Annotated in this window: 13 protein-coding genes; 6 read left to right on the top strand and 7 right to left on the bottom strand. The window is 51.5% G+C overall.

Annotation, left to right across the window (positions count from 1 at the left end):
* The first annotated feature begins 140 nt into the window (after positions 1 to 140).
* A complete protein-coding gene (rnd, locus tag DCH402_RS10950; RefSeq protein WP_040001124.1) occupies positions 141 to 1,262 on the top strand; it encodes a ribonuclease D in 1,122 nt (373 codons plus the stop codon).
* 74 nt (positions 1,263 to 1,336) lie between these two features.
* Here rnd and minE read toward each other — a convergent pair whose 3' ends face one another.
* The 3 genes from minE to minC are packed head-to-tail and all read right to left on the bottom strand — an operon-like array spanning position 1,337 to position 3,165.
* On the bottom strand, positions 1,337 to 1,630 hold the full coding sequence (gene minE, locus DCH402_RS10945) for a cell division topological specificity factor MinE (RefSeq protein WP_027711979.1): 294 nt from the start codon (positions 1,628 to 1,630) through the stop codon (positions 1,337 to 1,339).
* A gap of 3 nt (positions 1,631 to 1,633) precedes the next feature.
* Positions 1,634 to 2,446 carry a septum site-determining protein MinD gene (gene minD, locus DCH402_RS10940; RefSeq protein ID WP_040001123.1) on the bottom strand — a complete coding sequence of 271 codons (813 nt, stop codon included), beginning with the start codon at positions 2,444 to 2,446 and terminating at the stop codon, positions 1,634 to 1,636.
* A 20-nt stretch (positions 2,447 to 2,466) separates the two neighbouring features.
* Entirely contained in the window at positions 2,467 to 3,165 is a 699-nt protein-coding gene (gene minC / locus DCH402_RS10935; RefSeq protein ID WP_040003540.1) for a septum site-determining protein MinC, read from the bottom strand.
* A 136-nt stretch (positions 3,166 to 3,301) separates the two neighbouring features.
* Here minC and DCH402_RS10930 point away from each other — a divergent pair, with 136 nt between their 5' ends.
* The 3 genes from DCH402_RS10930 to DCH402_RS10920 all read left to right on the top strand — a co-directional run bounded on the left by DCH402_RS10930 (position 3,302) and on the right by DCH402_RS10920 (position 5,158).
* On the top strand, positions 3,302 to 3,574 hold the full coding sequence (locus DCH402_RS10930) for a YcgL domain-containing protein (RefSeq protein WP_040001122.1): 273 nt from the start codon (positions 3,302 to 3,304) through the stop codon (positions 3,572 to 3,574).
* A gap of 381 nt (positions 3,575 to 3,955) precedes the next feature.
* Positions 3,956 to 4,612: a fumarylacetoacetate hydrolase family protein gene (locus tag DCH402_RS10925; RefSeq protein WP_012769716.1), complete on the top strand. Its 657-nt coding sequence runs from the start codon at positions 3,956 to 3,958 to the stop codon at positions 4,610 to 4,612.
* Between the two features lie 99 nt (positions 4,613 to 4,711).
* A complete protein-coding gene (locus DCH402_RS10920; protein ID WP_027711981.1) occupies positions 4,712 to 5,158 on the top strand; it encodes a YcgN family cysteine cluster protein in 447 nt (148 codons plus the stop codon).
* 68 nt (positions 5,159 to 5,226) lie between these two features.
* Here DCH402_RS10920 and DCH402_RS10915 read toward each other — a convergent pair whose 3' ends face one another.
* Both DCH402_RS10915 and dsbB read right to left on the bottom strand, forming a co-directional pair.
* On the bottom strand, positions 5,227 to 5,745 hold the full coding sequence (locus tag DCH402_RS10915) for a thioredoxin family protein (RefSeq protein ID WP_040001121.1): 519 nt from the start codon (positions 5,743 to 5,745) through the stop codon (positions 5,227 to 5,229).
* A gap of 148 nt (positions 5,746 to 5,893) precedes the next feature.
* Positions 5,894 to 6,424 (bottom strand): disulfide bond formation protein DsbB, encoded by a 531-nt coding sequence (dsbB, locus tag DCH402_RS10910; RefSeq protein ID WP_040001120.1) that lies wholly within the window; start codon positions 6,422 to 6,424, stop codon positions 5,894 to 5,896.
* 1,010 nt (positions 6,425 to 7,434) lie between these two features.
* Here dsbB and fadR point away from each other — a divergent pair.
* Positions 7,435 to 8,154: a fatty acid metabolism transcriptional regulator FadR gene (fadR, locus tag DCH402_RS10905; protein WP_012769719.1), complete on the top strand. Its 720-nt coding sequence runs from the start codon at positions 7,435 to 7,437 to the stop codon at positions 8,152 to 8,154.
* Between the two features lie 75 nt (positions 8,155 to 8,229).
* On the opposite strand, the gene DCH402_RS10900 is transcribed toward fadR, so the two are convergent.
* Entirely contained in the window at positions 8,230 to 9,765 is a 1,536-nt protein-coding gene (locus DCH402_RS10900) for a SpoVR family protein (RefSeq protein ID WP_040001119.1), read from the bottom strand.
* 323 nt (positions 9,766 to 10,088) lie between these two features.
* On the opposite strand from DCH402_RS10900, the gene DCH402_RS10895 reads away from it, so the two are divergent.
* Entirely contained in the window at positions 10,089 to 11,339 is a 1,251-nt protein-coding gene (locus tag DCH402_RS10895; protein ID WP_040001118.1) for a D-amino acid dehydrogenase, read from the top strand.
* 246 nt (positions 11,340 to 11,585) lie between these two features.
* On the opposite strand, the gene DCH402_RS10890 is transcribed toward DCH402_RS10895, so the two are convergent.
* Positions 11,586 to 11,894, bottom strand: coding sequence for a hypothetical protein (locus DCH402_RS10890; RefSeq protein WP_152486915.1), 309 nt, complete (start codon positions 11,892 to 11,894; stop codon positions 11,586 to 11,588).
* Positions 11,895 to 11,929 lie beyond the last annotated feature (35 nt).

Here is an 11,929-nt window from a genome sequence, read left to right as displayed (position 1 = left end):
CGACAGGACAACACCACGCTTCGCGTAAGCTATTGCCTGCGCTGATGGACCGGTTAACCCACGTGGTGGTGATGGTCCGCCATGAATATGTTTTATGCCCCGCTTGAGATGATGCGGAGCACAACCAAGAGAATACCGTTTTGAATTATCAGTTGATTACTACCGATGAAGGATTATCAGCGGTGTGCGCGCAGGCGTGCGCGGTTTCCGAGGTAGCGCTGGACACCGAATTTGTCCGTACTCGTACCTATTACCCGCAACTGGGGCTGATTCAGTTGTATGACGGTGACAATCTGTCGTTGATAGACCCGCTGGCGATCCGCGATTGGGCACCGTTTCGCGCGTTGTTGCAGAATCCGCAAATCACCAAATTTCTGCATGCCGGCAGTGAAGATTTAGAAGTTTTTCTGAACGCGTTTGGTTGCCTGCCGTCGCCTTTCATCGATACCCAGATTCTGGCGGCATTTATGGGCAAGCCGCTGTCTTATGGTTTTGCGGCGCTGGTCGCGGACTACCGGCAAGTGGCGCTGGATAAAAGTGAATCCCGTACCGACTGGCTGGCGCGTCCGCTGAGCGAAAAGCAATGTCAGTACGCGGCCGCGGATGTGTTTTACCTGCTGCCGGTAGCCAGAACGTTGGTCGCAGAGACGCGCGCAGCGGGTTGGCTGGATGCGGCGTTGGATGAGTGCCGGTTACTGTGTCAGCGCCGTCAGGAGGTGTTGGCGCCGGAGATGGCGTATCGGGAGATCGGTAACGCCTGGCAATTGAGAGGACGCCATCTGGCCTGTTTGCAAAAACTGGCGGCATGGCGTTTGCGCAAAGCGCGTGAGCGCGATAGCGCCGTCAATTTTATTGTCCGTGAAGAGAACCTGTGGCAGGTCGCCCGTTGCCTGCCGGGTTCACTTGGGGAGCTTGATTCGCTAGGGCTGAGCGGGCCGGAAATTCGTTATCACGGTAAGACGTTGCTGGCGCTGGTGGCGGAAAGCGCGTCGTTAAGCGAGGCGGATTACCCGCCGGCGGTGGTCAATTTGATCGATTATCCCGGCTATAAGAAAGCGTTTCGCGATATCAAGGCGTTGGTGCAGCAGAGTGCGGAACAGAGCGGCTTGTCGGCCGAGCTGTTGGCATCCCGGCGGCAAATTAACCGCTTGCTGAACTGGCACTGGAAACTGGTCGTGGCGGAATGCGAACCCGAAATGATCTCCGGGTGGCGTGGGCGTTTGTTCGGGCCAGGCTTGAAAGCGATTCTGGCGGATTATTGACGTCGGCTTGCCGCCCTTGCAGACCTCTTGTAGACAAAGGCGGCAACTGAAACCGTTTCCTGAGAAAAACGTGATTATTTTTCGGCAGGCGTGGCGGGCGGCGGCGTAGGTTCGTCGGCTTCCGGTAGCGTCACGTTGAGCTCCAGCACGGAAATGTCGTCGCCTTTTTGTTCCAACTGCACCGTCACCATTTCCGGGTCAATCTGTACGTATTTACAGATGACTTCCAGAATATCGCGCTTGAGTTGCGGCAGGTAATGCGGTTCGCTATCCCCACGGCGTCGCTCCGCGACAATAATCTGTAGCCGCTCCTTGGCGATATTGGCTGTCGTTTTTTTGCGGGACAAAAAGAAATCGAGTAACGCCATGATTTACCCCCCAAAGAGTCGTTTCAGGAAGCTTTTCTTTTCTTCCTCAATAAAACGGAAAGCCCGTTCTTCTCCCAGCAGGCGATCGACGGTATCCGCATAGGCTTTACCCGCATCAGCCTCCGTGTCCAGAATGACGGGTTCACCCTGGTTGGACGCGCGTAATACCGACTGGTCTTCCGGAATGACGCCGATCAGCGGAATACGCAGGATTTCCAGCACGTCCTCCATGCTCAGCATGTCGCCGCGGCTGACGCGGCCCGGGTTGTAACGGGTTAGCAGCAAATGCTCTTTGATCGGCTCCTGGCCCTGTTCGGCGCGGCGCGACTTGGAGGACAATATCCCCAGGATACGGTCGGAGTCGCGTACTGACGACACTTCCGGGTTGGTGGTGATGATGGCTTCATCCGCGAAGTAAAGTGCCATCAGCGCACCGGTTTCAATACCGGCGGGGGAATCGCAGATAATGAAATCGAACTCCATGTCGGCCAGATCCTTGAGTACCTTGTCCACGCCTTCACGGGTCAGGGCTTCTTTATCGCGGGTCTGCGATGCTGGCAGGATATACAGATTTTCGGTACGCTTATCTTTTATCAGCGCCTGATTCAGGGTGGCGTCGTTCTGGATGACATTCACAAAGTCATACACGACCCGGCGCTCACATCCCATGATCAGGTCGAGGTTACGCAGACCGATGTCAAAGTCGATGACAACCGTCTTCTTGCCTTTTTGGGCTAAACCGGTAGCAATGGCCGCGCTTGAAGTGGTCTTGCCAACGCCCCCTTTACCTGAAGTAACAACAATGATGCGTGCCATAAATAATTCCTTTCAAGGGCCTAGTCTAGAGGTTGTATGGTCAGAACATGGTCAGGCGGACTCAGTTTCAGGCGCGCCGCCTTCCCGAAATAATTTTCCGGTATCTGATCGCTAAGCCAGTAACGTCCGGCGATCGACACCAACTCAGCGGCCAACTGGGTGCAGAAGATCTGGCTGTCGACATCACCAGAAACGCCTGCCAGCGCGCGGCCGCGCATCATGCCGTAAATATGGATATTGCCGTCGGCAATCACTTCGGCACCGGCACTGACATGGCTGGTGACGATAAGATCACAGTCGCGGGCATAAATTTGCTGTCCGGAACGGACGGGCGTGTTGATCACCCGGGTTTTAACCGGTGTGGCAACCGGTGCCGGAGGCTGAGTTGTCCGGCGGTCCTTGCCTTCGCGTAATTTACCTTCACGTAATAGCGGAAGCCCCGCCCTGGCGATGACGTGCCTGAGTTGCTCGTCATCACAACCACTTACCCCTACGACTATCAGGCCCGCATCGGTAATCGCCTGCTGAAGCTTAATCCAGTCAGCATCAGCGGACAGCGTCGAAACATTGACAACGACCGGCGCATTTTTGAGAAACGCGGGCGCTTGTTCGATCTTTTCCCGTAGGGCCTGGTGAATAATATCGGGCTGTGCATCATGCAGATGAACAACGGATAAGGTAAAGTTGCTGCCTTTCAACTCAATTGGCGTTTGTGACATCTGTCCTGACTCAGTTTCAGCATCTTTAAATCCCCAGAGTAACATTTAAGGCATGATATTCCAGAGCGCTCCAAGCATGTTATAGTCACATGAAAATACAGGCAAGACACCATTATCTTAGTTCAGAGTAAAAAACATGTATTGTGTGATCTACAGAAGTTCCAGACGCGAGCAAACATATCTTTATGTCGAAAAAAAAGACGACTTTTCCCGCGTTCCCGAGGAACTGATGAAAAGTTTTGGTCAGCCGCATCTGGTGATGATATTACCGCTTAATGGCAGTAAAAAACTGGCGTCGGCAGATATTGAAAAAGTGAAACAGATGCTTAGTGATCAGGGCTTTTATCTGCAGTTGCCGCCGCCGCCGGAAAGTCTATGGGATGAACTGCAGGCAAGTGTAAAAAAATAATACCCGAATTATTTTTCAGATAATGTTTGATGCTGCGACGGGAATTGGCCGCTGTTTTTTAATACAGGGGTGTCAGAAATAAACCGTGAAAAGGTTTAATCTTGTTGATGCTATTTTCTCGATACTGATTTATATACAGGTATATTCGCCGTCGCGATTAAATAAACGAATTTTTATCCGTCCCGCGCAATTCCTTTCTTCGCCCGGCGTATTGATGTCGGTCGCAAAAGATAGCGCGGGGGTTATGATAAATTTCGGATACTGTTGTTCATCAATCGTGCTTACTTTTTTGATGACGATGCCGGTATGATGGGCTGGCGATGTCCCGCCTGCTATGGCGGGCCGGCGCCATCCGTTAACAGAAAGGTCAGGAGAGGGTACATGTATCAACATAGAGACTGGCAGGGCGCGTTACTGGATTTTCCCGTCAATAAAGTGGTGTGCGTCGGTAGTAACTATTCCGAACATATCCGTGAAATGGGTAGCGCCAAGCCGGCGGAACCGGTTCTGTTCATTAAGCCTGAAACCGCGCTGTGCGATTTGCGTCAACCGGTGGCGATTCCTAAAGAACTGGGTTCGGTACATCACGAGGTTGAACTGGCGGTACTGATCGGCACGCCGCTCAAGCAGGCAAACGAAGAGCGTGTCGCCCGAGCGATTGCCGGCTATGGCGTGGCGCTGGATTTAACGCTGCGTGATTTGCAGGCCGGGTTCAAAAAAGCGGGCCAACCGTGGGAAAAGGCGAAGGGGTTTGATGGCTCCTGCCCGGTATCCGGGTTCATTCCGGTGGCTGAATTTGGCGACCCGCAGCAAGCGGAATTGGGTATTCACGTCAATGGCGACGTGCGTCAGCAAGGCAATACACGCGATATGATTACGCCGATTCTGCCCTTGATAGCCTATATGAGCCGCTTTTTTACCCTGCGTGCCGGCGACATTATCCTGACCGGCACGCCACAAGGTGTGGGGCCGTTGCAGCCTGGTGATGCATTAACCATCACGCTTAACGATCGTACATTGACGACCCACGTTATTTGACTCTGCCGCCGCCCGCGGCGCTGCTGCGGGTGGTATCCCACCTCATCCCCCTTTACAATACGCAGCCAGACTTCTCTGTTTATCATCGGAATAGCCGTTATGACTCAACAACCCTTTTGGGAAACTCAAACGCTGGAGCAAATGTCGGACGAGCAATGGGAGGCGCTCTGTGACGGCTGTGGTCGTTGCTGCCTGCATAAGCTGATCGATGAAGATACGGATGAACTCTATTTCACCAATGTAGCCTGTAATCAACTGAACATTAAAAGCTGCCAGTGCCGTAATTACGCGCGCCGGTTTGAGTATGAGCCGGATTGCATCAAGCTGACGCGAGAAAATCTGCTGTCATTTGACTGGTTACCGGAAACCTGCGCTTATCGCTTGATACATGAGGGAAAAGGGCTGCAACCCTGGCACCCGTTGCTGTCGGGCTCGAAATCGGCGATGCACCAGCAAAGAATCTCGGTACGCTATATCGCCGTGCGTGAAAGTGACGTGGTGGACTGGCAAGACCACATCTTAAACAAACCGGAATGGGCTAGGTAGCTATTGATATCAATGACTTTATATTAAATTGCTGAGGCAAGGCATACTGCGGTGGTCACGCCGAATTTCTAAGCACTGCTTCGGTCTCGCAGCGTATCATGATGATAAATGATCGCGAGGATGTCCGTGATCGTATCCTCCAGTAATAGCCCAGCGTTGTATTGCGTCATGACGGTTTCATCAAGGCGATGAACAACACTGCTGGGCTTTTTAAGAAAAGATCCGATCAGATTAAAATCTGAATCCAGAATGGCTACCATTGGAATGGAAATGTCATCCAACTGAAGGTCATCTTCAGCATACCCTTTGGTAATGATCGACATGCGAATGTTGGGCTGATATTGGCACATCACATGCATCGCTGCCATGTTCTTATGGCAATCTGAACACCACATTTCGCCGGCGACCAGCAGATGATACTGCTGTTTAATGGCATTGAGTCTGGTGAGTGTCATCTTCGACAATATGCCGTCATCTGCCAGTTTTTTCAGTGAGGCATTGACGGCAGCAATTTCGTGTTCAAGACCCCGTTTGACGAATTGCCCGAAACTTTCGCCAATATCGAATAACTGTTTATACGTAGCCATAATCGTATCCACTTACTATATCGTTATAGACACGTTTACTATATACGCACTCATAGCGTATCACTGGGCTTTTCTGTTTCCGGATGATTATTTAGGTAACAAGGAGCTAGCCGGGCCAGCGGTAATCTGACCCGGTATTGCGTGCGGTTTAACGGCCGAACAGGTCGCGGCGTTTGGGGCGGAAGGGCTGGGCAATCAGAACCAGCACGGCAACCAGCAGATAAGCGCCGAAAATCACGATCATCCACTGCGGCATTTCCATGCTCAGGAAACTCCACTGACGCTCGGAGCAATCGCCGGTGGCGGTAAAGACAGCCGGCAGCCACTTATCCAGCGGCAACCAAGAGGGGAAACTGACGAAAAAGTCGCAGGTAACGAACGGCGATGGGTTCAACTGGATATTGGTGTGTTTGATGGCCAGCGACAGCCCTTCCCAGGCACTGTAAATCCATAACCCGATTGCCGGATAGCGCAGTGCAGTGCCCGGCGCTATCGCGCCTACTAACCCGGCGGCCATGACGCCGTAGAGCGCCGTTCGCTGGTAAATACAGAGTACGCAAGGTTTCAGCATCATAACGTACTGGAAGTAAAGGGCTACCAGTTCAAAAACCAGCGCCGTGAACGCCATTAAAAGCCAGGCGCCCCGACCACGGGAGCAACGGTTTAAAAATCGCAACATAAAAATATTCCATGCTAAAAACGATAGTATGAGCAGTGATAACCGTGCTCACCGCCCTCATTGAATCTCTGGTCAGATCCACTGACGCTTCCCGCGACGGCGCGAGTGGCGCCGGTATCCGACGGAGCTTGCATCAGCGCCTAAGCGGAGATTCTGCTGTGCCAACAAATACCCTGCTGTTTTTAACGCTTTCTATGAGGGATAGCCAGTTTCGTGACAAAATCCGCCCTCTACTATACACGATTTATTCCAGAGCATGGGGGTATTGATCAATCATGCGGGTATTGATGAACGATGCGTTTTTGCCGGGGGGGCCGGCTTTTCCGCCCGTGTCGCGGATAGGCGGCAAAAAAGATGAAACTACGCGGATGAGTGGCATCAGCGTACCCGCCTGCTGGCAATGGATCGGCGGGGGAATACCATGATTGCGAATACGCGCAGAGATAATAACGGTTTGGTATCATTGGCTGCCATTAACATAAGAATCGGCAATAACAAAACTTCAATATGATTAACGGCGGCATGCCATACTTGATCTGGGCTGGTCATGCCAGTGAAAATAGCAGGCCGGTGCTGATAAGCCAGCGCGCTACAGCGCTAGCATTCAGGGCGATGCCCAGGGAAAAGTAAACCCCGCGTTTACGGCCAGCCATAAAAAATAGGGTGTCCGGTGAAAACAGCGGGGAGTGATAATTAAAAATAATCGTATGGCAGCACCGCACTCAGGGGCGGAGCCTGAAGAGTCGTGCAGAAGAAATACGATATAGGCGTGATGATGTGCTGGTGATGTCTTCTTTAACGTTAATTTAATTTAACAATGAGAGGGTATTTAAAGAAAATTATCGTAAATCGTGAGGGATATTCGCGTTTGTTTACGGGGAATTGTCTTTAAGTCACAGTTTTTATGTCGAATTGAGATTTTCAGGTCCTGCTATGCTATGTGATGTAGGGTTCGTTTGGTATGATGATGTTGACTTTCACTGGTAAACATCGCTACGGAATATAAACTTATGGTTATAAAGGCGCAAAGTCCGGCGGGATTCGCGGAAGAATATATTATTGAAAGTATATGGAATAATCGTTTCCCTCCGGGTTCAATTTTGCCCGCTGAGCGGGAGTTGTCTGAGTTGATCGGGGTGACGCGTACGACATTACGCGAGGTGTTACAACGCCTGTCCCGTGATGGATGGCTTACGATTCAGCACGGCAAACCGACCAAAATCAATAATTTTTGGGAAACCTCCGGATTAAATATCCTTGAAACGCTGGCGCGGCTTGATCACGACAGCGTTCCCCAACTGATCGATAATCTGCTGGCGGTGCGCACCAATATCGCCGGGATTTTCATCCGCACCGCGATTCGTCTGCATCCGGCTAAATCGGTAGAGATCCTTAAGCTGACTGAATCTGTTCAGGATACGTCGGATGCGTATGCTGAACTGGATTACAACGTGTTTCGCGGGTTGGCTTTTGCATCCGGCAACCCGATCTATGGCCTGATCATCAACGGGTTGAAAGGGTTGTACATTCGGGTGGGTCGTTATTACTTCTCCAACCCGGAGGCGCGGAAAACGGCGCTGGCGTTCTATCGTCGTCTGGAGTCGTTAGGCCGCGACGGCCTGTACGAACAAGTGCCCGACGCGATTCGTCAGTACGGCAAAGAGAGCGGGGCGCTGTGGCATAGTATGCAGAACGCCATTCCGCGTGACCTGGCCGAAGGCCGTCGTTGATTGATGTTACGAATCAGTTGGTAAAGAAACGGGTAGCCTGATGGCTACCCGTTTTTCTTGCGGTTAATTGACCGGTTACAGGGCAGGGTTGCGCGGTGGGCAACGATCGATAAGCTCAATGCTGCCGTCTTCATTCATTTGCTCCAGTGTGACATCGAACCCCCACAGACGATAAACATGTTTCATTACTTCATGGCTGCTTTTATCCAGTGGTGCACGGTTTTGCGGCACATAGCGCAACGTCAGCGAGCGGTTGCCGCGTAAATCCACATTCCAGATCTGAATATTGGGTTCGATATTGCTCAGGTTGTACTGCGAAGAGAGTTCCTGACGAATTTTTTGGTAGCCTTTTTCATCATGGATCGCGGCTATCTCCAGATAATTGTTGTGATCATCATCCAGTACGGTAAACAAACGAAAATCTCGCATTACCTTAGGCGACAGGAACTGGCTGATGAAACTTTCGTCTTTGAAGTTTTGCATGGCGAAATGTAACGTCGTCAGCCAGTCTTTACCGGCGATGTCCGGGAACCAATAACGGTCTTCTTCCGTCGGTTCCTGACAGATGCGCCTAATGTCCTGGAACATCGCAAAGCCAAGAGCATACGGATTGATGCCGCTGTAGTAAGGGCTGTTGTACGGTGGTTGATAAACCACATTAGTATGGCTATGGAGAAACTCCAGCATAAAGCGATCGGACAGTTTGCCCTCATCATAGAGATGATTAAGGATGGTGTAGTGCCAGAATGTGGCCCAGCCTTCATTCATGACCTGGGTCTGCTTTTGCGGATAAAAATACTGGCTGATTTTACGCACGATGCGCAGGATTTCACGCTGCCATGGCTCCAGCAACGGAGCATTTTTCTCCATGAAGTAGAGCAAGTTTTCCTGTGGCTCGTTGGGAAAACGACGGGCTTTCTCCGGCGAGGTTTCCTGCTCACGACGCGGCAGCGTTCGCCAGAGTTCATTGACCTGGCTTTGCAGGTAGGCTTCACGGCTTTTCTGGCGTAGTTTTTCCTCTTCCAGCGAGATTTTCTGCGGTCGTTTATAGCGGTCCACGCCGTAATTCATTAACGCATGGCAGGAGTCGAGCAGTTTCTCTACTTCATAGACGCCATGACGCTCTTCGCACTGGGCGATGTATTGGCGGGCAAACAGCAAATAATCGACAATCGAACTGGCATCGGTCCAACTGCGAAACAGATAATTACCTTTGAAAAAGGAGTTGTGGCCGTAACAGGCATGTGCCATGACCAGCGCCTGCATCGGCATGGTGTTCTCTTCCATCAGGTAAGCGATGCAGGGGTTGGAGTTGATGACGATTTCGTAGGCCAGCCCCTGTTGACCATGCTTATACCGCTGTTCGGTTTCGATAAATTTTTTACCGAATGACCAGTGGGCATAGTTGATGGGCATCCCGATGCTGGAATAAGCATCCATCATTTGTTCAGAGGTAATCACCTCGATTTGGTGGGGATAGGTATCCAGACGATAGAGTTTGGCTACCCGGTCAATTTCATCCAGATAGACCTGCAGCAAATCGAATGTCCAGTCTGGTCCGTCACTCAGACGTTGTGGGCTTGTCACCCGCTCATCAGTCGATATAGCCATCAGCGCACCCCTTACTATAACTGCCGCCACCTCATTGCGTCGGCATATTTAATCGTAGCTTATTTTGGGAAAAGTGATGTGAAATCGGTAGCTTGGATAAAACCTTTGTGTGGAAAACGGGTCACGTGCCGCATTGGGCGGCGACATGGTGTTATGACGTATCCTACGTTGTTGTGTTCACGCTCTCATAATAAATAAAAGCTATATCTGCAACAGATGACAATTGATACCTGCATGTTAAAGTAGCTTTTTATTTTGGTGTTTAACGTGTTATGCAGCATATTCCGCGGGATTGGCGGAGGGATCAGGGAGAACAGCAATAAATGAAGGTGGTGATTTTAGGGAGTGGCGTTATCGGCGTCAGTACTGCCTGGTATCTGGCGCAGGCAGGGCATGACGTCACCGTGATTGACCGGCAGGTGGAACCGGCATTAGAAACCAGCGCCGCCAATGCCGGCCAGATTTCTCCCGGTTATTCTGCGCCCTGGGCCGCGCCGGGCATTCCGCTGAAGGCGATTAAATGGTTATTCCAGCGGCATGCGCCTCTGGCGATTCGCCCGGATTTCACTGCTACGCAACTGCGCTGGATGTGGCAGATGTTGCTGAATTGCGATAACGCACATTATCGCGTCAATAAATCACGTATGGTTCGGTTGGCTGAATACAGCCGCGATTGCCTGCAGGCGCTGCGTGCCGCTACCGGTATTACCTATGAAGGGCGTCAGGGCGGTACGCTGCAACTGTTTCGTACCCCGCAGCAGTATGAAAATGCTTACCGTGATATCGCGGTGTTGAAAGACGCCGGCGTACCTTATGAATTGCTGGAAGCCGATCAACTGGCTGGCGCTGAGCCGGCGCTGGCGAGTGTGCGTCATAAACTGAGCGGTGGATTGCGGTTACCGCATGATGAGACCGGTGATTGCCAGCTATTTACCCGGCAACTGGCGGCGATGGCGGCTGCGGCGGGTGTCACCTTCCGTTTCAACAGTGTGATACAGCATCTTGATGTGGAAGGACAGCGAGTCGGCGCGGTGTATTGCAACGGCGAAAAGATCACGGCGGATGCTTACGTGATGGCGTGTGGCTCCTACTCCCGCGGCTTACTGGAAAAATGGTTCGATATTCCTGTCTATCCGCTCAAAGGCTATTCATTGACTATTCCGCTGTCCAGCGAGGCCGGGGCACCGGTATCCACTGTATTGGATGAAACCTATAAGATCGCTATCACCCGTTTTGAGCAGCGCATTCGCGTTGGCGGTATGGCGGAGATCGCCGGATTTGATCTTTCCCTGAACCAGAAACGCCGGGCAACACTGGAAATGGTGGTGCGTGACCTCTATCCGGATTGCGGCCCGGTCGAGCAGGCAACGTTCTGGACCGGGTTGCGGCCGATGACGCCGGACGGTACGCCGCTGGTAGGGCGCTCGCCGTTGCAGAATCTGTATCTGAATACCGGGCACGGCACATTGGGATGGACTATGGGATGCGGTTCCGGCCAATTACTGGCCGATATTATCTCCGGTAAAACACCGGCAATTGAATACGACGATCTCTCTTTTTCTCGCTACGCTTGACTCGGCGAACCATGCAACGGCTAACCGCTCCCCTCGGAGCGGTTAAGCTGAAAATCACCACACGCATTCGATGCTGTTCACCCGGTCGACGGGAAAAAATACATCCTGATGACATTGCCGCTATTGCGTTGTCAGTAATATTCCCGCTGGTTTTCATTCCCACTCAGTAGGTTGGATAAGCCCGCCACTGCTTTAATCCATGAAGCCGAAAAGAAAACGTCTGCCGGCTAAGAATAGTAAATAATATCAGAATGTTGATTTATTTCTTTCTGGTATATTGGTTGGAATTGTTTTGTAATCTTTTGTATTGTTTTTGAAAAGATAGCGAATTAACATGACGCCAATTATTACTGCATGGATGTGATCGGCGTAACAGGACGTACTCGCGGTTTCCGTAGTGATTCCTCTTTGCTCCATCCTTTCCTGCTTTTCCTCGCCGTCACTCAGACGGAAATACACAGCAGCCGATACCGCAATAGCGTGTTGGCGCATATATAAAGCACGGCAACTATCCCGTTCAGCTACGTTCTTTTCATCCGTTCTGAATGTCGGCATGTCGTCACTGATTCGCTTTATTCGTTATTTATTAA

The sequence above is a fragment of the Dickeya chrysanthemi NCPPB 402 genome (assembly GCF_000406105.1).
Classification (GTDB): Bacteria; Pseudomonadota; Gammaproteobacteria; order Enterobacterales; family Enterobacteriaceae; genus Dickeya; species Dickeya chrysanthemi.
This window is presented reverse-complemented; position numbering and strand designations above follow the sequence as displayed.